The organism is Streptomyces rubellus (assembly GCF_036323805.1).
Classification (GTDB): domain Bacteria; phylum Actinomycetota; class Actinomycetes; order Streptomycetales; family Streptomycetaceae; genus Streptomyces.
In genome coordinates, this window is sequence record NZ_JAZDCX010000021.1 from 81,536 (window position 1) to 100,778 (window position 19,243).

Annotated in this window: 22 protein-coding genes; 11 read left to right on the plus strand and 11 right to left on the minus strand. The window is 72.9% G+C overall.

The genetic code is table 11. The features are described 5' to 3' along the window. Nucleotides 1-199: 199 nt before the first annotated feature. Together V1L54_RS22570 and V1L54_RS22575 are read left to right on the plus strand one after the other, a co-directional pair. Nucleotides 200-1,180, plus strand: a complete 981-nt coding sequence (locus V1L54_RS22570; RefSeq protein WP_330119909.1) for an acyl-ACP desaturase — start codon at nt 200-202, stop codon at nt 1,178-1,180. Nucleotides 1,181-1,408: 228 nt separating this feature from the next. Continuing rightward, the gene (locus V1L54_RS22575; RefSeq protein ID WP_330119910.1) at nt 1,409-2,332 is read left to right on the plus strand and encodes a glycoside hydrolase family 16 protein; all 924 of its coding nucleotides are present in this window, start codon (nt 1,409-1,411) and stop codon (nt 2,330-2,332) included. A gap of 101 nt (nt 2,333-2,433) precedes the next feature. On the opposite strand, the gene V1L54_RS22580 is transcribed toward V1L54_RS22575, so the two are convergent. Continuing rightward, nucleotides 2,434-3,030, minus strand: a complete 597-nt coding sequence (locus V1L54_RS22580; protein WP_330119911.1) for a peptidase inhibitor family I36 protein — start codon at nt 3,028-3,030, stop codon at nt 2,434-2,436. Nucleotides 3,031-3,314: 284 nt separating this feature from the next. On the opposite strand from V1L54_RS22580, the gene V1L54_RS22585 reads away from it, so the two are divergent. Beyond that, nucleotides 3,315-4,271: an STM4015 family protein gene (locus tag V1L54_RS22585; protein ID WP_330119912.1), complete on the plus strand. Its 957-nt coding sequence runs from the start codon at nt 3,315-3,317 to the stop codon at nt 4,269-4,271. Between the two features lie 22 nt (nt 4,272-4,293). After that, a complete protein-coding gene (locus V1L54_RS22590; RefSeq protein WP_330119913.1) occupies nt 4,294-4,443 on the plus strand; it encodes a hypothetical protein in 150 nt (49 codons plus the stop codon). Nucleotides 4,444-4,517: 74 nt separating this feature from the next. Here V1L54_RS22590 and V1L54_RS22595 read toward each other — a convergent pair whose 3' ends face one another. Together V1L54_RS22595 and V1L54_RS22600 are read right to left on the minus strand one after the other, a co-directional pair. Beyond that, nucleotides 4,518-5,015, minus strand: coding sequence for an ATP-binding protein (locus V1L54_RS22595; protein ID WP_330119914.1), 498 nt, complete (start codon nt 5,013-5,015; stop codon nt 4,518-4,520). A gap of 144 nt (nt 5,016-5,159) precedes the next feature. Then, a complete protein-coding gene (locus tag V1L54_RS22600) occupies nt 5,160-5,525 on the minus strand; it encodes a peptidase inhibitor family I36 protein (RefSeq protein WP_330119915.1) in 366 nt (121 codons plus the stop codon). 258 nt (nt 5,526-5,783) lie between these two features. On the opposite strand from V1L54_RS22600, the gene V1L54_RS22605 reads away from it, so the two are divergent. Next, a complete protein-coding gene (locus tag V1L54_RS22605; protein WP_330119916.1) occupies nt 5,784-6,647 on the plus strand; it encodes a Scr1 family TA system antitoxin-like transcriptional regulator in 864 nt (287 codons plus the stop codon). Next, nucleotides 6,644-6,826, plus strand: a complete 183-nt coding sequence (locus tag V1L54_RS22610; protein ID WP_330119917.1) for a DUF397 domain-containing protein — start codon at nt 6,644-6,646, stop codon at nt 6,824-6,826. The genes V1L54_RS22605 and V1L54_RS22610 overlap by 4 nt, the downstream gene beginning before the upstream one ends. Nucleotides 6,827-6,881: 55 nt before the next feature. Here the strand turns inward: V1L54_RS22610 and V1L54_RS22615 are convergent, their stop codons facing one another. From V1L54_RS22615 to V1L54_RS22625, 3 genes are all read right to left on the minus strand, one after another. Beyond that, nucleotides 6,882-7,697, minus strand: coding sequence for an ABC transporter permease (locus V1L54_RS22615; protein ID WP_330119944.1), 816 nt, complete (start codon nt 7,695-7,697; stop codon nt 6,882-6,884). Between the two features lie 69 nt (nt 7,698-7,766). Then, the gene (locus V1L54_RS22620) at nt 7,767-8,609 is read right to left on the minus strand and encodes an ABC transporter permease (RefSeq protein WP_330119918.1); all 843 of its coding nucleotides are present in this window, start codon (nt 8,607-8,609) and stop codon (nt 7,767-7,769) included. Continuing rightward, complete coding sequence (locus V1L54_RS22625) at nt 8,606-9,733, minus strand: ABC transporter ATP-binding protein (RefSeq protein WP_330119919.1); 1,128 nt, start codon at nt 9,731-9,733, stop codon at nt 8,606-8,608. Before V1L54_RS22625 ends, V1L54_RS22620 begins: the two co-directional genes overlap by 4 nt. A gap of 180 nt (nt 9,734-9,913) precedes the next feature. On the opposite strand from V1L54_RS22625, the gene V1L54_RS22630 reads away from it, so the two are divergent. After that, on the plus strand, nt 9,914-10,675 hold the full coding sequence (locus V1L54_RS22630; RefSeq protein ID WP_330119920.1) for a DUF1206 domain-containing protein: 762 nt from the start codon (nt 9,914-9,916) through the stop codon (nt 10,673-10,675). 31 nt (nt 10,676-10,706) lie between these two features. Here the strand turns inward: V1L54_RS22630 and V1L54_RS22635 are convergent, their stop codons facing one another. After that, nucleotides 10,707-11,483 carry a YqjF family protein gene (locus V1L54_RS22635; RefSeq protein WP_330119921.1) on the minus strand — a complete coding sequence of 259 codons (777 nt, stop codon included), beginning with the start codon at nt 11,481-11,483 and terminating at the stop codon, nt 10,707-10,709. Nucleotides 11,484-11,666: 183 nt separating this feature from the next. Between V1L54_RS22635 and V1L54_RS22640 the strand changes: the two genes are divergently transcribed. Next, nucleotides 11,667-11,972 (plus strand): poly-gamma-glutamate hydrolase family protein, encoded by a 306-nt coding sequence (locus V1L54_RS22640; protein WP_330119922.1) that lies wholly within the window; start codon nt 11,667-11,669, stop codon nt 11,970-11,972. Nucleotides 11,973-12,059: 87 nt separating this feature from the next. Here V1L54_RS22640 and V1L54_RS22645 read toward each other — a convergent pair whose 3' ends face one another. Continuing rightward, nucleotides 12,060-12,710, minus strand: a complete 651-nt coding sequence (locus tag V1L54_RS22645) for a nucleoside/nucleotide kinase family protein (RefSeq protein ID WP_330119923.1) — start codon at nt 12,708-12,710, stop codon at nt 12,060-12,062. A 375-nt stretch (nt 12,711-13,085) separates the two neighbouring features. Here V1L54_RS22645 and V1L54_RS22650 point away from each other — a divergent pair, with 375 nt between their 5' ends. Continuing rightward, a complete protein-coding gene (locus V1L54_RS22650; protein WP_330119924.1) occupies nt 13,086-14,717 on the plus strand; it encodes an ABC-F family ATP-binding cassette domain-containing protein in 1,632 nt (543 codons plus the stop codon). 33 nt (nt 14,718-14,750) lie between these two features. On the opposite strand, the gene V1L54_RS22655 is transcribed toward V1L54_RS22650, so the two are convergent. From V1L54_RS22655 to V1L54_RS22665, 3 genes are all read right to left on the minus strand, one after another. Continuing rightward, a complete protein-coding gene (locus V1L54_RS22655; protein WP_330119925.1) occupies nt 14,751-15,206 on the minus strand; it encodes a hypothetical protein in 456 nt (151 codons plus the stop codon). Nucleotides 15,207-15,294: 88 nt separating this feature from the next. Continuing rightward, nucleotides 15,295-16,143, minus strand: coding sequence for an SAM-dependent methyltransferase (locus V1L54_RS22660; protein WP_330119926.1), 849 nt, complete (start codon nt 16,141-16,143; stop codon nt 15,295-15,297). A gap of 101 nt (nt 16,144-16,244) precedes the next feature. Next, nucleotides 16,245-16,895: a TetR/AcrR family transcriptional regulator gene (locus V1L54_RS22665; RefSeq protein ID WP_330119927.1), complete on the minus strand. Its 651-nt coding sequence runs from the start codon at nt 16,893-16,895 to the stop codon at nt 16,245-16,247. A gap of 92 nt (nt 16,896-16,987) precedes the next feature. Between V1L54_RS22665 and V1L54_RS22670 the strand changes: the two genes are divergently transcribed. Together V1L54_RS22670 and V1L54_RS22675 are read left to right on the plus strand one after the other, a co-directional pair. After that, the gene (locus V1L54_RS22670) at nt 16,988-17,590 is read left to right on the plus strand and encodes a class I SAM-dependent methyltransferase (protein WP_330119928.1); all 603 of its coding nucleotides are present in this window, start codon (nt 16,988-16,990) and stop codon (nt 17,588-17,590) included. Nucleotides 17,591-17,934: 344 nt separating this feature from the next. After that, nucleotides 17,935-19,230, plus strand: coding sequence for an ABC transporter substrate-binding protein (locus tag V1L54_RS22675; RefSeq protein ID WP_330119929.1), 1,296 nt, complete (start codon nt 17,935-17,937; stop codon nt 19,228-19,230). Nucleotides 19,231-19,243 lie beyond the last annotated feature (13 nt).

The window sequence follows — 19,243 nt, forward strand, 5'->3', positions numbered from 1 at the left end:
CACCGGGTGTTCCCCGCCGCGTCCGGATCCCGCCGCGCGCCGGCCACCGGCCTGCCGCACCCTTTCGGGCGAATCGAAACACCCGACATATGCCCTGTTCACAGCGGCGGCCTTGCCTTTTGGGAGTCCTATAACTTACGGTTTCGTAACCTACGGCGCCGTAGGTAGATCCTGTGCACGTCCCGCCCTTGGAGCATTGATGACCCTTGCCCCCCCTCCCGTTCCCGGTTCCGGACAGTGGACGGACGCCCGCCTGCTGTACGCCCTGGAGGAGGTGGTCGAGAAGGAGCTCAACCGGCACCTGAAGGCCGCCCAGGAGTGGATGCCGCACGAGTACGTGCCATGGAGCGACGGCCGGAACTTCGACGGCCCGCTGGACGGCGACCCCTGGGCACCCGAGCAGTCCAAGGTCACGGACATCGGCCGCATCGCCCTGGTGGTCAACCTCCTGACCGAGGACAACCTCCCCAGCTACCACCGCGAGATCGCCACCCGCTTCGGCCGCGACGGCGCCTGGGGCACCTGGGTGCACCGCTGGACCGCCGAGGAGGGGCGGCACGGCATCGTGATGCGCGACTACCTGCTGACCTCCCGCGCCGTGGACCCGGTGCGGCTGGAGCGGCTCCGGATGACGCACATGTCGGAGGGGTACGAGTCCGACGGCTGGCAGTCGATGCTCCACTCGGTCGCCTACGTCTCCTTCCAGGAGCTGGCCACCCGCATCTCGCACCGCAACACCGGCCACCAGTCCGGCGATCCGGTCTGCGACCGGATGCTGGCCCGGATCGCCACCGACGAGAACCTGCACATGGTCTTCTACCGCAACCTGCTGCGGGCGGCCTTCGAGATCGCCCCGGACCAGACCATGCAGGCGGTCCGCGACGTGGTGGTCGACTTCCGGATGCCCGGCCACGGCATGCCCGGCTTCGAGCGGGCCGCCGCGCAGATGGCCATCGGGGGGATCTACAACCTGCGCATCCACCACGACGACGTGCTCCAGCCGGTGCTGCGCTTCCTGAAGGTCATGGAGATCAGCGGTCTCGGCCCCGACGGACTGAAGGCCCAGGAGGAACTGGGCCTGTACATGGACGGCCTGGACGGCGAGGCCCGCAAGCTCGACGAGCGCCTGGCCGCCCGCCGCGCCCGTATCGAGGCCCGCAAGGAGGCGGCCGGTTCCTGACCCGGCCGCCGGGCGTACGCCACGGCCCGGAGGTGCCCTCGGGCGCCTCCGGGCCGTTCGCCTTCTCCGGAGTCCTCCAACACCCCCATCCGGTCAGGACATTGGTACTCTCCCGCCACGGAGGATCGTGAGAGCGCTCTCACGACTTCGTCCGGCGCTCCGGGCAACACACCCGCCGCGCCGGGCATTTTCCCCCACGAACCCGTACCACCCCGTAAGGGAGAGAACGTGCCCCAACCCCCCCAGCACTCCAGGAAGCGCCGCGGCGTCCGGAGCCTGCGCTGGCTCACGGCGGGCGCGGCGGCTGTCACGGCCGGCGCCCTCCTCGCCACCACGGCCACGGCCGCTCCCGTGACCGAGAACTGGACCGGCGACTCCCCCCACTTCTCCAAGACCGGGGCCTCCGGCGGCACCACCGAGGTCGTCTCCGCCGACGGCGCCGAGGACGGCAGCGCCCTGCGACTCACCCTGAACGCCAGGCCCGGCGTCGGCCCGTGGCAGGGCGTGGAGATCAGCAGTGACGACCGCACGTACCAGTACGGCACCTACGGCACCCGCATCAAGACGGCGGACTGCAGCGGACAGGGCCGCGTCGGCGTCATCACCGGCACCTTCACCTACTCCGGCGACCACGGCGACGACAACGGCAACGGGCTGCCGGACAACGACGAGATCGACGTCGAGGTGCTCTGCGCCCAGCCGCACGTCGTCTGGCTGACCCTCTGGACCGACTACGAGGAGTCCAGCAACGCCGTCCGCAAGATCGCCCGCGCGATCGACATGCGCACCGGCAAGGTCCTCTACAACTGCTACAACGAGCAGCTCGGCGGCGAGTGCGTGAAGGAGCAGCCGGGCGAGAACGTGCCCGCGAGCATCGAGCCCGACCCGGACTTCGACTCGTCCGCCCAGTTCCACACCTACATGTTCGACTGGCAGCCGGACTCGGTGGTCTTCTGGACCTACGACGACGACGGCGACAAGAAGGTCCTGTGGGACTACCGGGGCCCGGCCTCCCGCATCCCCGACAAGCCGGGCGCGTTCATGCAGAACGTCTGGCACACCAACTCGTGGGACCCGCTGGACGGCCCGGCCACTCAGCAGCCGCAGGTCGAGACCAGCGCGTACATCGACTCCACCACGCTCCCGCGCTGACTCCCCGCGGCAGGGGACTCCCCCGCGACAAGGGAAGGGCCGGGTCCGGTTTCAGCTCACCGGGCCCGGCCCTTCCGGACGTACGGAATCACCGCCGCCCGTCAGCCGTGGACCATGTAGGCCTTGTCGTTGTAGATACCGATGTAGGAGACGTACCCGGGGGCGCCCAGCCAGATCTGCTGCTGGGTGTCCGACATGCGCAGTCCGCCGGAGTCGCCCCGGGACTGGGTGTTCCGCCAGGAGCTGGTCTTGTTCTGGAAGCCGTAGTCGTAGAGGTTGTGCCAGTACTCGTCGTTGAAGATCAGCCGGCGCCCCTGCCCGTTGGCGTGCTCGTAGAGGCACAGCCAGCCCCCGGCGCAGGCCGGGACGGCCGCCGCGGCACGCGGGGAGGCGGCGCGGCGGACGAGGGGATCGGCGGCCCGCCGGTAGCCGAGGGCGGCGTCGGCCCCGGCGGCGTCGGAGTGGCAGCGGATGTCCTGCCGGGTGTGGACGACGCAGGTGTGGGCTCCCTGCCAGCCCTCCGCCAGATTGATCTTCCGCCCCTCGTACCGGGCCACCGCCCCGGCCGGAGCGGACTTTGCGGCGGCTGTCGGACCGGCGGCCGACGAGAGTTCGGCGGCGCCGGTGGACGGGGCTGCCGCGAGCAGTCCCGCCACGGCGATCGCGGCACCGAGGAGTCGTGCTGCACGCTTGCGCATGGTTGTTCCCCCTTCCGTCACCGGGCCGCCGCGGGCGGCGGCCCGGCTCGGTGACAGGTTTCGGTGAAGTGGTCATCGCCATCTTCACGAGAGTTCCGGCATTCCTCTTCACAAGCACACAAGAAGCACCCGAAGGGGTGAAAGGCGTGACCACCGTCCCCGAAAGGACCCGTGGCGTGGCGTGTGACAGCGCGTCACGGAGCGGTCGGGCGGCCCGGCGGAAGCGGTGTCAGTGGGGGTTGATAGAACGTTCGCACCATCCCCCGAGATCAGGAGAGAGCGCCATGGTCAGTCATCTGGGTGAGCTGCACGGGTTGCCCGTCCACGACTTCGTGCCGGACACCCCTGCCGGTGAGCTGCCCGCGGCCGGCTCCGTGGCCTGGCGCCTGTCCTACAACCCCTACGTCGACGACGGCCCGGAGGGCGGCTTCGAGGGCCTCTGGCGGAGTTTCCTGGAGACCGTGGACACCGCGGCGGTCCGCGGACTGGTCATCGGCCAGTGGGGCGAGGTCGGTGAAGGGGAGGACTCCAGTTCCGTCGTCGAGAAGCTCACCTCGAACACCGAGCGCTTCCCCGCCCTGGAGGCCGTCTTCATCGGGGACGTGACGTTCGAGGAGGCGGAGATCTCCTGGATCGAGCAGTCCGACGTCACCCCCGTGCTGGAGGCCTACCCGGGACTGCGCGAGTTCGGGGTGCGCGGCGGTTCCGGCCTGGTGTTCCGCCCCGTGCGCCACGAGCAGCTGCGCACCCTGAGGTTCGAGACGGGCGGCCTGCCCGGTGGCGTGGTGCGCGGGGTCGCCGCCAGCGAACTGCCCGCGCTGGAGGAACTGGAGATGTGGCTGGGCGTCACCGACTACGGCGGCGACGCCACGGTGGCGGACCTGGCGCCGATCCTGGCCGGCGACCGCCTGCCCGCGCTGCGCGGCCTGGGCCTGACGGACAGCGAGATCCAGGACGAGATCGCCGCCGCGGTCGCGAGCGCCCCGGTGGTGGCGCGGCTGCACACCCTGGACCTGTCCATGGGCACCCTCACCGACACCGGCGCCGAGGCACTGCTCAGCGGCCAGCCCCTGACCCACCTGACGAAGCTCGACCTGAGCCACCACTTCCTCAGCGACGCCATGATGGAACGGATCCGCGAGGAACTGGAGGGCACCGGGGTGGACGTGGACCTCTCCGACCAGGAGAAGCCCGAGGAGCACAACGGCGAGACCTGGCGCTATGTCGCGGTCTCCGAGTAGTCCCCGCCCCCGGAACGGCCCGGTGCCCCCGGCACCGCGGTCCGCCCTCGTCGGCAACCCCGGCAACCGCCGCACGGCCCTGTTCACGGCGGCCGTACGGCAGGCGGCCGGTGCCGCCCGGCCGGCGGACATGCCCGGCCACGACCTGCCGCACGGCACCGCCCGGGGATGAGCGCCGTGCCCGCCCTGCGGTCACCGGGCGGGCACGGGCTCTGCCGCTCCCCGGAGAAGCGGAACCACACTCCGTCACCTCCCGGCCGGTCGCGCGGGGTCCGCGGGGCTCACGGTCAGGTCCAGTTCGGCCCAGACGGTCTTGCCGCAGTACAGCCGGTCGGCCACCCCCCACCGAGTGGCGAAAGCATCCACCAGCAGCAGCCCCCGCCCGGACTCCTCCTCCGGCCCCGGCACCCTCGCGGGCACGGACGGATCGGGCCGTGCGCCGCCGCACGCGTCGGCGACCTCGACACGGAGCGTCGCGGGCTGGAGCAGCCCCGGCCCGACGACCAGCCGGAGCTGGAAGGCGTGCCCGCCGGCCCGGCCGTGGGTCGCCGCGTTCGCGGTCAGCTCGGCCACGATCGCGGTCACGGCCTCCGACACCTCGTGCCCGTGCGGCCAGCCCCACAGGGCGAGCTGCCGTACCGTCATCAGCCGCGCGACCCGCGCCCCGCGCGGCGTCGCCCCGAAGAGCTGCGTGAAGGTGTGGGTGGGGGCGGGGAGTTCGGTGGGTGCGATATGTGATGTCACCTCACCGAGAGTGGCCGGGCGGTCGCTTTCCGGCCAGATCCGCCCCCGGTACGCCCGGGCGCTGTGCGAAGGCCCCGGGGGCGACGTACGACCGCCTCCGGGCAACGCGCCCGCACCGCCGGTGTGCTCACCGCCCGGCCCGGGTCAGATACGGAAGCAGACCTCGCCGACCGACCGCATGTCGGTGACACCCGAGTACGGCTCGACGGTCCCTTCCTCGCTGCACCCCAGGAGGATCATCCGCTCGCCGTGGACGACCGTCCAAGCACTGTTGTTGTACACCGAGCCGACCGAGTCGAAGTCCACTCTGCCGTTCAGGAGCACAAGACTGTGCCTGCTCTGCACACTGCCCCGGTAACCGGGCTCGGAGTAGAAGCACACATACGAACCCGGGCAGTCCGCCGGAGCCGTCTCGGCCGTACCGGCCGTGGCCGGTACGGCCGGGACGCCGACCGCGGCGAGAGCGATCGCGGCCGACCCGGTCAGGCGGGCGCGGGTTGAACGGAACATCGGTCTCCCTCCGGCGGGCCACGGCACACGTCCCCCCAGAGTCCGCTCGTCGACGCACCCGGCACAACACCCCACACGCACTTCCCGGGAACTGTCCTGATTCCCTCCCCGTGCCACGGCACCGGGAGGGCCCTCGACCCGTACGGCGCGCCCCTGTCCGGAACGGCCGGCCCGCCGTCCGGCACACCGGCAGTTACGCCCTGCCACGGACGGGCGTTGGTCCCGGTGAGTACGGGAGCGGACCGGGAGGGGACCGGCATGAACGATGCGGAACGGCAGTGGCAGACGGCGGTCGACGGCGAGGGGGCGGACCGGGAGACGGACAAGGTCGACCCCGTCCTGAAGGTCATCGGCAAGCAGATCAAGGTGCTGCGGGAGCGGATGGGGCTGACGCAGCCGGAGTTCGGCAGGCGCATCGGTTACGGCGTCGACCAGGTCTCGTCGGTGGAGCGCGGCAGGCGTCCGCCCAAGGAGCAGTTCATCGAGGGCGCGGAGCGGGAGCTGGACGGTCGCGGGATCTTCCACGCCGTCCGGGAGGACATCGAGGAGACGCGGTACCCGGCGCGCTTCCGGGAGTTCGCGAAGCTGGAGCGCGAGGCGGTCGAGATCCACATGTACGACCCCATGGTCGTGCCCGGTCCGCTGCAGACCGAGGACTACGCCCGCGCGCTGTACCTGATGCGCCGTCCGGGCCTGGACGAGGAGACCGTCGAGGGCCATGTCGCCGCGCGGCTGGCGCGGCGCGCGGTCTTCGAGAGGCGTCCCGCGCCGCTGATGAGCTTCGTCGTGGAGGAGACGGCGCTGCGCCGCCCGCTGGGCGGCCGGGAGGTGCTGCGCGGGCAGCTCCGGCACCTGCTCGGTGTCGGACGGCTGCACCATGTGGACCTCCAGGTGATGCCGCTGGAGGTGGAGGAACATGCCGGGCTGGTCGGCTCGCTGGCCCTGCTGGAGACACCGGACCGTCCCAAAGTCGCCTATACAGAAGCCCAGGAACGTAGTGCATGGTTCACGGAGCGGGCGGATGTGCGCGTGTTCGAGGCCCAGTATGGGACGATCCGCGCGCAGGCTCTCACCCCGCGTGAGTCCGTGGAACTCGTCGAGCAGCTTCTGGGAGAGATGTGAACACCGACCTGACCTGGATCAAGAGCAGCCACAGCGACAACGCGGGCGGCAACTGCGTGGAGATAGCCGCCGCCGACGACGGAATCCGCGTCCGCGACTCCAAGAACCTCCAGGGCCCCCAGCTCACCTTCACCCACCGCGAGTGGGCCGACTTCCTCACCCTCACCGCCGGAGGCTGAGCGGGCACGGGCCGTACGCGGGCCGGACCGGGACCCCCCGGCCCGGCCCGGTCCGTCAGCCGTTGACCCCCGTGTAGTGCCGCAGGCTCCGGTTCCACAGCAGCCGCGCCGCCACGAAGGCCGCCAGGCCGACCAGCGGGGAGGCCGCCGCCAGCCACAGCGGGACACCGAGCGAGGAGCCGTGGCCGGTCAGCACCCCGGCCGGGAAGTAGGCGATGAACGCCAGCGGCAGGACGAAGGTGAACACCGCGCCCACCGCCCGGGGCAGGATGGACAGCGGATAGCTGCCGAAGGTGGCCATCAGCTCGTCCACCCAGGTGGACCAGTAGAAGGTGGCCGGAAAGCGCAGCGCGGCGCAGGAGAGGGCGATGAACACCGCCGACTCCACCAGCATCCCGCCCACCACGGCGGCGGCCAGGAACGCCGTCCGCCCGGCCGTCCACGGTTCGGCCGCCTGCTGGACGGCGAAGGCGAACATGGTGGCGCCCACCAGCAGGTCGCCGAGGCCGTGGGTGGGGAAGACGGCGAGCTGGACCTGCCGGAAGACGGGCATCGGCCGCAGCAGGCAGGCGTCGATCAGCCCCTCCTGCACCAGGAACGGCAGTTGGTGGGTCCGGCCGAAGAACAGCACGTACAGGGCGTGGGCCAGCATCCGCGTGCCGACGATCAGCAGCACGTCCTCGCTGCTCCAGCCGCCCATGCCGGGGAACCGCTGGAGCAGCACCGTCGCGAAGACGATGACGGACGACTGCCAGGCGATGCCGAAGCCGATCGACATCAGGAACTCGGCGCGGTACTCCAGTTGCGCACGGAGGTTGAGCAGGGTGATCCGCCACACGAGGTACCAGGCGCGGGCCCAGCGGCGCGGCAAGGCGGCGGGGGCGGGCCCGGCGGGTACGGGCTCGGCGGTGCTGGGTCCGGTGGTGAGGGACACGGCCGGTCACCCTCCCTGGGAGACGACGCGGAGGGCGGCCCGGTGCCACAGCCACCGGGTGAGCGCGGCCAGGACGACCACCCACATCACCTGCACCAGCAGCGCCCGCGGTGCCTCGGCCGGCGGGATGCGGCCGATGTAGAGGGAGAGCGGGGTGTTCAGCGTCGCCTGGAACGGCAGGAGATCGCTCATCGTGCGGAACCAGCCGGGGAAGAACCACAGCGGCGCGAAGGAGCCGGAGAGCAGGTTCTGCGCGAACTGCACGATCTGGAGGGCGGCGTCGTCGCGCAGTGTCCAGAAGCACAGCAGGTCGGTGAGCGTCATGACGAAGTACAGGACGGTCTGACCCAGCAGCACTCCGGCTGCGAAGGCGGCCGCCGCCGCGGCGGAGGCGGGCGGGGGCAGGACACCGGCGGCGCGGCAGACCAGATAGCCGGCGATCACCCAGGCGAAGCCGTAGAGCTGGTCGCCCAGCGCGCGCAGCGCGTGGTAGCGGTGCGGCGGCAGGGGGCGCAGGAACCAGTAGGCGATGGTGCCGAAGTGCAGGTGCTGCTGGACGGTGTCCCGTCCGAGGTGCCGGTTCAGGTCCCTCACCCGGGTGGCGAGCACGGCCAGGACCGCGTAGGCCACGGCCTGTTCGCGGTCGAGTCCGGCGACGGAGCCGTCGGTCTGCGCGTACAGCCCCCGCCACAGGAAGACCACCAGGAACACCTGGACGACCAGCCGGACGGCGGTGGCGGTGAGCCGGGGCGGGGAGTTCAGTTCGCCCAGCGGGGTGATGCGGGCCGCCCGCCAGGCCCGGCGGGAGGGGACGGGGGCCGGGGGCGGGTCCGGGGCCAGGGCCGTCACCGGGCGCTCCTCGCGGCGGGCCGGGCGGCGGCGTCCTCGGCGGCCGGACCGCCGTCCCGGTGTGCGTCCTGCCCGTCCTGCCGCAGGTAGGCGGCGCGCATCACGTCCTCCAGATCGTTCTCCTCCAGCGCCAGGTCCGTCACCCGGTAGCGCTCGACGATCGCCCGCAGCGCCTGGTGGACGGTGGGCGGCGCGGCGCCGCCGGAGCCACCGGGGTCGTCGGGGCCGAACACCACGCGCGGCCCCTCCCGGCGCACCAGCCGGACGCCGGGCGGCAGCGCGGCCTCCGCGGACCCCGCGGCCTCCGCCTCCACCGGGTCCAGCGTCGCGTGCACCTGCCAGGTGCCGCCGAAGCGGCGGCGGATCTCCGCCAGCGTCCCGTCCAGCACGATGCGGCCGTGGTTGATCAGCACCACCCGTTCCGCGAGCCGGGCCACCTCGGTCGTGTCGTGGGTGGTGAGCAGGACGGTGCGGCCGCGCCGCTCCACCTGGTGCCGCAGGAAGGTGCGGACCTGTTCCTTGACCACCACGTCCATGCCGATGGTCGGCTCGTCCAGGAAGACCACCGGCGGGTCGTGCAGCAGCGCGGCGGCCAGGTCGCAGCGCACCCGCTGGCCGAGCGAGAGGTGCCGCACCCGGGTGTCCCAGAACTCCGACAGCTCCAGCAGGGAGTCGAACTCGGCGAGCCGGACGCGGTGTTCGCCCTCCGGCACGCCGTAGATGTCCCGCAGGATCGCGAACGACTCGCGGGCGGGCAGGTCCCACCACAGCTGGGTGCGCTGGCCGAAGACGGCGCCGATGTTGCGGGCGTTGCGCTCCCGCTCCCGGTACGGGACCACGCCCGCGACCCGCGCCTCGCCGGAGGTGGGGGTGAGGATGCCGGTGAGCATCTTGATGGTGGTGGACTTGCCGGCGCCGTTCGGCCCGAGCAGGGCGAGCAGTTGGCCGCGTCCCACCTCGAAGGAGACGTCCCGTACGGCGGTCTTCTCCTCCCGCAGCGGATCGACCAGGGACCGCAGGGCGCCGGTGAGTCCCGGCCGCCGGACGGTGGTCCGGAAGGTCTTGGTCAGTCCCCGGGCGATTATCCCGCCGGTCGTGTCCGGGTTGCCTGGCGGCGTTGTCAACAGCGTCTCCGTCCGTCGTGGCCCGCACGAGGCTGCCCGACCGGGGCAGGGGACGGCAAACGATTTCCGGTGGTGCGTCACCGCGTCCGCACCGGGCAGACGGGCGGTATGAGGACTGCGAGAACACCGGCTTCGGCCTCCGTGCGCGGCGGCGCGCGACGGGCCGCGAACAGCTCCGCGATGACGGCCGCCGCCCGCGGCGGGCTGGTCGCCTACGGCGTGATCTATCTTCTGGTCGGCCTGATAGCGCTGCGGATCGCCCTCGGCGCCCCGGAGAGCCAGGCGGACAGCGGCGGCGCGCTGCGGGAGCTGGCCCAGCAGCCGTTCGGGAACTTCCTGGTGTGGGCGGTCGGCGTCGGGCTGGCCGCGCTGGCGCTGTGGCGGCTGTCGGAGGCCGTGCTGGGCGCGGCGCGCCCCGGTGGTCACAAGACCGAGGAGCGGCTGCGGTCCACCGGGCGGTTCCTGGTGCTTGCCGTGCTGTCCGCGTCCGCGCTCGCCTTCGCCGCGGGCAGCGGTGGCGGCGGCTCGTCCGACCGGCGGTCCGAGGACCTCACCGCCCGGGTGTTCGACCTCCCGGCCGGCCGCTGGCTGGTCGGCGCGGTGGGTCTGGCGGTCGTCGTGGTCGGGGTGTGGAGCGGGGTGCGGGCGCTGCGCCGGGAGTACCGCAAGGAGCTGGGGCCGGTACCGGCCCGCATGCGGCGCGCCGTGGACGTGCTGGGCGTGGCGGGCGGCATCGCGCGCGGGGTCGTCTTCGCCGTGGCGGGCGGCTTCGTGGTGCTGGCGGCGGTGCGGTACGACACGGACGAGGTGAAGGGCCTGGACGACTCCCTGCGCACCCTCGCCGGGACCCCGGCCGGCCCGTGGCTGCTGGCGGCGGTCGCCGTGGGGCTGGCGCTGTACGGGCTGCTGATGTTCGCCCTGGCCCGCTGGCACCGGGGCTGACCCCGGCGCTGACCCGGGAGGTTTCCGGCCCTCAGGGCGTGGGGAGGCCCGCGGGGCGGGCCGGACGGCCGAACCGCACGGGGACGCCGGGCGAGTACAGCACGCTCACCGGGTCGCCCTCCGGCGCGGGCAGTCCCGCGGCGGCGATCAGGTCCTCCTCGCACCTCACCAGCCGGGCCCGGTGCAGGGGCCAGCGCGGATGGACGTTCGGCAGGTACGTCCCGCGCCCGAAGAAGGTGGTGTGCAGGCCCCAGCGGGCGGTCAGGAAGTGCTCCAGCTCCGTGGGTTCGCGGATCGCCTCGCCCACCCGGACGGTGATCGCGCTGTGCGCGCCGCGCGGCCCCGGCCAGCGTCTGGTGCCGGTGTAGGTGACGGTGTCGCCCTCGCGCCGCACGCTCATCCGGGACCACACGTACGGCAGTCCGAAGAGGAACCGTCCGGCCACCACCGGGATCAGCCGGGAGGCGTCCAGCGAGCGGAAGACCACGCCGCGGCGGCCTCGGTCGTCCACCGAGTACAGGCGGACGTTGGTCTCCGGGAAGCTGCCCAGATACGGGATGCCGGGGAGCCGGAACCAGCCGACCTTGTGCATGCGGAAGGCGACGAGGCCGACGTAGGTGGTCCCGTCGAGGGTGTCGGGCGCGGTGCCGGGCGGCAGCAGCGGCGCCACGTCCGCCGGGTCCGCGGCCCAGTGCAGAAAGGCCAGGTCGAGCCAGGACTGGGTGAGCAGCGGACGGACGACGGAGCCGGCCGGATCGGCCGAGATCGGTTCCGGCGTCGGTCGCGGGCCGTGCGGTGCGGAGGACACGGCACCAGCATCGCAGGCCGGGCGGCCTCCAGTGGCCACCGCCGTGCCGTGCCCCGTCACCGCACTCCGGGCAGGCCCTTCTTTTCCTGTGCCACCCGCCCTCGGGCATGATCGTGAAGCGACGCAGGACCGCGTCACCGCCTCCTCGGCGGGGGCTCGGGGCCGGGCGCCGATCCGGCGGCGGTGGTGGTCGGCGGGGCGAACGACGGCTTCAAGGCCCTTCTGGCCGGCCGGCTGACGGCGGCGGGCTTCCAGGTCGTCGACGGCGACGACGCCCCCGCGCTGGCCGGCACGCAGCCGGACAACATCGCCAACCGCACCCTGCCGGCCGGGGGCGGGCAGCTGGAACTCACCACGGAGCTGCGGAACGCGATGTTCGGCACCAACACCCGGGCCGGACGCAAGTCCGGCACCACGGCGGTGTTCTGGGGCTTCGCCGGGGCGGTACGGCAGAGCATCGCGCTGCTGGAGGCGGCCCAGGCCGCGTAGCGCACCGAACCGGGCACCCCCACGGCTCACCGGGGCCGCCACCGCGGACCGGGCGCGCACCCCACGGGGGCCGACCGCCCGCCCCGCCTACCCGTTCCAGGCCGGATGCCGGGGGTCGTCGGTGCGGACCACCACGTCGGCCGTCTCCCCGGGCCGCACCTCGTCCTCGTAGCGGGCGAACGCGGGCAGCGTCCACCGCTCCGCCTCCGGGGTGCGGCGGGCCAGGGCGGCGGGGGTGAGCCGCAGGTGGACGGTCAGGTCCAGCGGGAAGCCGCGGCCCAGCAGCAGCGGCCCGTCGAGCAGCAGGACGCCGCCGGGCGGCAGGGTGGTGTACGGGCTGCGGGTGGCGCGGTCGGTGGCCGGGTCCCACAGGTCGGGCAGCACCCGCCCGGTGCCGGCCGGGCCGAGCGGCCCGAACACCTCCCGCCACAGGGCACCGTCGTCCAGCCACAGGTCGTGGTACGCGTCCGGGTCCCGCCGGCCGTACTCCAGGCGCAGCGAGGCGGGCCGCAGGAAGCCGTGCGCGCTCACCCGGTGCACCGGGCGGCCGCGCAGCCGCAGCGCCTCGGCGAGGGCGTCCGCCCGCTCGCCGGGCCGGGCGGCCGGGGCGCCGTCGAGTGCCACCCGCGGCCAGGGCGAGCCGTCGTGCGTGGCGGTGGCCGTGACGCGGTCGGCGAGGGCGTCGGTCAGCCGGGGCCAGGTGACGGGGCGGAAGCCGGGGCGGGCGCGGTCGGTCATGGGGGCAGCACAGCACATCCCGCGGAGGACGGCGAGGAAGGCGGGGGGCGGAACGGCCGGAAAACCGTTTGCGGGGGCCCGCGGGGGCTCCTAGTGTCGTCATCGGCCCTGTCGTCGTCGATCGGAGAAGGCCGTTGCTCGTCTGAGGTCATGAGGCACCGGACCGCGGGAGACCATGCTCCGCGCGCTGTCCGCCTGTGCGACGACCTCGGGCTGTGAGCCGCCCTCCGGACCGGACGCGTCCGGTTCAGGGCTTCTCCGTTTCCGCCGGGCCCCGCGCCCGGCACCCCGCCCACGGGTTCCGGTCGCCGCACGGCGCCCCGGTGTCTCCACGTGTTGCCCCTTCCCTCCCTTCGAGAGCAACCGGAGACCCGCATGCCACTTTCCTCCCCCTCCCCCACGCCGTCCGCCGCGTCCGTCGTCTGTGCCGGACTGCACTTCACCTGGCCCGACGGCACCCGCGTCCTGGAGGACTTCCAGCTGTCCGTCGCGCCCGGCCGCACCGGTCTGGTGGGCCTCAACGGCGCCGGGAAGTCCACGCTGCTGAAGCTGATCGCGGGCGAACTGACCCCGGCGCGGGGGTCGGTGCGCACCACCGGCGAGATCGGCTATCTGCCGCAGAACGTCCAGCACTCCGCCGGGCTGCGGGTGGAGCAGGTCCTGGGTGTCGCCGAGGCCCGGGCCGCGCTGCACGCCATCGAGAACGGCGACGCGAGCGAGGAGAACTTCGCCGCGGTCGGTGACGACTGGGACGTCGAGGAACGCTCCCGGGCCGTCCTGGACCAGCTCGGCCTGGAGCACATCGGGCTGGACCGCGCCCTCGGCGAGGTCTCCGGCGGGGAGGCCGTCCTGCTGCGGCTGGCCGCGCTGCTGCTGGCCCGGCCGGAGATCCTGCTGCTGGACGAGCCGACCAACAACCTCGACCTGGCCGCGCGCCACCGGCTGTACGCCGCCGTCGACGCCTGGCCCGGGGTGCTGATCGCGGTCAGCCACGACCGCGAGCTGCTGCGGCGGGTCGACCGGATCGCCGAGCTGCGCGACGGCGAGGTCCGCTGGTACGGCGGGAACATCGACGACTACGAGGAGGCGCTGGAGGTGGAACGGGAGGCGGCCGAGCGGACGGTCCGCGCGGCCGGGGCGGATCTGCGGCGGCAGAAGCGCGAGCTGGCCGAGGCGCACGAGAAGCTGGCCAAACGGGTGCGCTACGGCAGCAAGATGTCCGCCACCAAGCGCGAGCCGAAGATCGTGATGGGCGCGCGCAAGCGCGCGGCGCAGGTGTCGGCGGGCAAGCACCGCATCCTGCACGAGGAGCGGCTGAAGGAGGCCAGGGAACGGCTGGACGAGGCCGCCGAGGCGGTGCGGGACGACGACGAGATCCGGATCGACCTGCCGCGCACCGCCGTGCCGCGCGGCCGTACCGTGCTGACCCTGCGCGGGGTGGAGCTGCGCTGCGGGGCCCGCGCCGGGCTGGACCTGCACGGGCCGGAGCGCGTCGCCCTGGTCGGGCCGAACGGGGCGGGCAAGACCACGCTGCTGCGCACGGTCGCCGGGGAGCTGGCGCCGGTGGCGGGCGAGGCGGTGGCCCATGTCCCGGTGCGGTATCTGCCGCAGCGGCTGGACGTGCTGGACGACGACCTGACCATCGCGCAGAACGTCGCCCGGTTCGCCCCCCGGGCGACCGACAACCACATCCGGGCGCGGCTGGCGCGCTTCCTGTTCCGGGGGGCGCGGGCGGAGCAGCGGGCCGGGACGCTCTCGGGCGGCGAGCTCTTCCGGGCGGCGCTGGCGGCACTGCTGCTGGCCGAGCCGGCGCCGCAGCTGCTGATGCTGGACGAGCCGACGAACAACCTGGATCTGGCCAGTGTCCGGCAGCTCACCGGCGCGCTGGCGGGTTACGAGGGCGCGCTGATCGTGGCCGGCCACGACATCCCGTTCCTGCGGGACATCGGGATCACGCGCTGGCTGCGGCTGGCGGACGGGGAGCTGCGGGAGGTCGATCCGCTGTGAACGGACCCGTTGTGGACTCACCCGGGTGAAGGGTCAGTTGAAGGTGACGCCGCCGTGGATCTCGTCGGCCTGGACGACCGGGCCGACGACCGTGGCGCCGCCGGAGACGGTGTTGTGGACGGTGCGGGACCGGTCGGTGCCGGTCAGCCGCACGTCCGCCCGGACACCGTCCCCGTGGGTGGCGGCCCAGCGGCACAGCCGGGCGGCGAACTCCTCGTCGGTGCGGGCGAGACGGATGATCCGGCCGGTGAGGGCCTCGGGGTCGGCGGGGAGGACGGCGTCGTCGGGGGCGCTCCCGGCGGCGGCGTCGGCCGCATCGTCACCGGCACCGGCACCGGCACCGGCACCGTCGGCGGCGCCGCGCCCCGTGGCCCGCCGCACCAGGGCGGCCAGGGACTCCCAGGCGCGCCGCCCCGCCTCGGTGGCGGCTCCCCCGACCGCGGCGGAGGTGGCGGCGGTGGCGAGGGCGAGTGCCGTCTCGACGTCCATGCCGCCACGGTAGCGGGGCACCGGCGGTTCCCGCCATGCCGCACCGGGGCCCGCTCCGGGCCCGTCGGCGGTACGGCGGGCGGCCGGGCTACGGCTTGCGGCCCACGCCGCAGTAGAGGGCGACCTCCTCGGGCGGCTCCCCCGTCGGGGTGGGCTCCGGCCGCCACCGCGAGCAGGACACGACGCCCGGCTCCAGCACCTCCAGCCCGTCGAAGAACCGCGCGATCTCCTCGGGGGTGCGCTGGAGCAGCTTCGGCGTGCCGACACTGTTCCAGTACTCGACCGCCGCGTCGATGTGCTCCATGCCGGGCGCGGTGACGGTGTGCGACAGCACCAGGTAGCTGCCGGAGGGCACCGCGTCCATGAGCTGCCGCACGATCGCGCGGGCCCGGTCGCCGTCGTGGACGAACATCGCGATGCCCAGCAGCATGACCGCGGTGGGCCGGGTGAGGTCCAGCGTCCTGGCCGCCTCGCGCAGGATGGTGTCGGGGTCGTGCAGGTCTGCGTCGAGGTAGTCGGTGGCACCCTCGGGGGTGGAGGTGAGCAGGGCGCGGGCGTGGGCCAGCACGATGGGGTCGTTGTCGGTGTAGACGATGCGGGATTCCGGGGCGATGCGCTGGGCGACCTCGTGGGTGTTGTCGGTGGTCGGCAGTCCGGTGCCGATGTCGAGGAACTGCCGGATGCCGACCTCGCCGGTCAGATGGGTCACCGCGCGGCCCAGGAACGCCCGGTCCGCGCGGGCGTACTCGGTGATGCCGGGGTGGATGGTGCGGATGTGGTCGCCGGCGGCCTGGTCGACCGCGTAGTGGTTCTTGCCGCCCAGCCAGTAGTCCCATATCCGGGCCGAGTGCGCGACGGTCGTGTCGATCCGGGAGCGCGCGGCGCCCGGGGAGGATCCGGGGGATCCGGGGGATGCGGAGGTCGGGGTGCCCGCCACGGGGTCTCCTTGTCGGGTCGGATGGACTCGGAGGACGGAGCCGACGGCCCGTCAGGGGTGCGGCAGAAGCTTATGCCTCCGGTCGCTCCGGGCGGGCCTCTTCAGGGGTGTTCGGTCCTTTCGGGCACCGTGAGCAGCCGTCGGGTCAGCTCTCCGAGCCGGTCCTCCGTCCGCGCCCGGTCCTCCTCGGGGACGGCCGTGCGGCGGAAGCGGTGCGAGGCGAGCAGGGACAGCAGCCACCAGGCGCCGGTGGCCGGATCGACGTCCGGGGCGATCTCCCCGGCTCGCTGCCCCTCGGCCAGGACGGCCGCCAGCTCCTCCGCGATGCGCCGGGTGCCGCGCCGGTACGCCTCGGCGATGCGGGGCTCATCGGTGAGCGCGGCGGCGTCGGCCAGCAGTGCTCCCAGGGTGCCGCGCTCGTGCATCCGGTCGAAGTGGCCGGGGGCCAGGAGGTGCTCCAGGAGGGTGGCCGCCGAGCCCTGGCAGCAGGTCACCAGCTCCTCGCGCACGGTCGCGCCGAGCCGTTCGGCGACCTGGTCGAGCACGGCGGCGTACAGCGCCGCCTTGGAACCGAAGTTCTGGAAGACCACCGGTTCGCTCACCCCGACCCGGGCGGCGACCTCGGCCGTCCGGCCGCGGCGGTAGCCGGTGTCGGCGAAGACGGCGGTGGCGGCGTCCAGGATCGACGCCCGGCGGTCGGCCGCGTTCAGCCGGGTGCGGCGGGGGGCGGCGGAGGGTTCCTGCTGGTGCACCGCCCCATCGTAGTCGCCGCCTCGCCCGGCAACTTAGTGGCTACTAAGCTCAGCAACGTTCTTAGTCGTCACTAAGTTGCTGGGGGAACACCATGGCCCACACCGGGAACCACACCGGAGGCGACAGCCCCGGCATCCTCATCACCCGTCCCCGGCGCTACGAGCTGTTCAGCTCGCTCGCCCTGCCGCTGGTGCGCCGCCGGCTGTTCGCCCGGCTCGCCGAACGGGCCGGGACGAGGCCCGGCGACCGGGTGCTGGACATCGGCTGCGGCACGGGCGCGCTGACCCGCGCGGTCGCCGCGACCGTCGCGCCCGGCGGCGGCGTGCTGGGGCTGGACCCCGCACCGCAGATGGTGGAGTACGCCCGCCGCCGCGCGGCGCGCCGGGGCGAGAACAGCGAGTTCACCGTGGGCGCGGCCCAGGAGGTCGACGCGGCGGACGGCGCGTTCGACGCCGTCGTCACCAGCTTCGCCGTCCACCACGTCCGCGAGGACGCGCGCGAGCGCGCCTTCGCCGAGATGTTCCGCGTGCTGCGCCCCGGGGGGCGACTGCTGGTGGCCGACTTCCGTGCCCACGCCGGGCACTACGAGGAGATGATCGCCGCGGCGGGCTTCACGGACCTGGCCCGGGGCCGGGTGCGCCCCCTGGCCCACTGGATCACCGCCGTCCGCCCCGGGAGCCCCACCGCGGAGTGAGGTCCCGGCGGCACCCGGAAAGCACCGGCTGCCGGGACCGGCCGCGGCGGCGACACCCCTCCCCGGGCACACCTGCGGGATGGGCGTTTTTTCGTACCTCAATCGAAGCGCTTCGACTGGAGTCGCCCAAGCGCGCCAACCCTCGGGACACCATGGCGAGTTGTCGGCGGAACCTGCCTCACACACCCTCCCAGCACCGAACTCCCCGAAGAACCGCTCGGATCACTTCGTGCACGAGCATTGACACCCGACCTGGGCACCCATAGCTTTCGGCGTTAAATCGAAGCGCTTCAACAGATCGATCGTCGAAGCGCTTCGAAACCGGCACTTCCCGAAGGATCCCGATGTTCCAGACACGAAGGCGAGCCGCCCTGGTGGCCATCGCCGCCGCGTTCTCCATCGCACTGACCGCATGCGGCGGCGGATCGGACTCCGCCTCCTCCGACGGCAAGGTGCTCAGACTCTGGCACTACGAAGGCCCTGACAGCGCCATGGGAAAGGCGTGGAACGAGGCCATCGAGGAGTTCGAGAAGACCCATCCCGGCGTCGAGGTCGAGTTCGAGGAGAAAGGCTTCGAACAGATACAGAAGACCGCCCCCATGGTCCTCAACTCCTCCGACGCACCCGACATCATGGAGTACAACAAGGGCAACGCGACGGCGGGTCTGCTGGCCAAGCAGGGTCTGCTGACCGACCTGTCACCGGAGGTCACCGAGCGCGGCTGGGACAAGCTCCTCGGCCCGAGCGTCCAGACCACGAGCAGGTACGACGAGAACGGCCACATGGGGTCCGGCAAGTGGTTCGGGGTCCCCAACTACGCCGAGTACACGATGGTGTACTACAACAAGGAGCTCTTCGAGAAGCACGGCGTCGAGGTGCCCACCAGCTACGACGAGTTCACCGAGGCGATGGACGCCTTCGTCGCCGCGGGCGTCACCCCGCTGGCCAACGCCGGCGCCGAGTACCCCGCCCAGCAGTACCTCTACCAGCTCGCCCTCAGCAGGGCGGACCGCGACTGGGTCGACGCATACCAGCGCTACGACGGGAAGGTCGACTTCCACGACGACGCCTGGACCCACGCCGCCGGGACCCTGGCGGACTGGGCGGACAAGGGGTACATCGGCAAGACGTCGACCGGCGCCAAGGCCGAGGACGCCGGTGTCGGGTTCATCCAGGGCAAGTACCCGATGCTGTTCTCCGGCAGCTGGTGGTTCGGCCGCTTCACCAGCGAGGCCACGTTCGAGTGGGACACCTTCCTGTGGCCGGGCAGCGAGCTGACCCTCGGGGCCGGAGGGAACCTCTGGGTCGTCCCGAGCGGCTCGAAGAACAAGGAACTGGCCTACGACTTCATCGACATCACCATGCGCAAGGCCGCCCAGAACACGCTCGGCAACAACGGCGGCGTCCCCGTCGCGGCCGACCCCGCGGCGATCGAGGACGAGAAGTCCCAGCAGCTCATCGAGAACTTCAACACCGTCGCCGACCGGGACGGACTGGCGTTCTACCCGGACTGGCCGGTGCCGGGCTTCTACGACACGCTGGTCTCGGAGACCCAGAAGCTGCTCAACGGAAGCGCCTCCCCCGACAAGGTCCTCGACAACCTGCAGAAGGCGTACGACAGCGGCGTCCCGGCCCAGTGACCCTCCCTTCCCG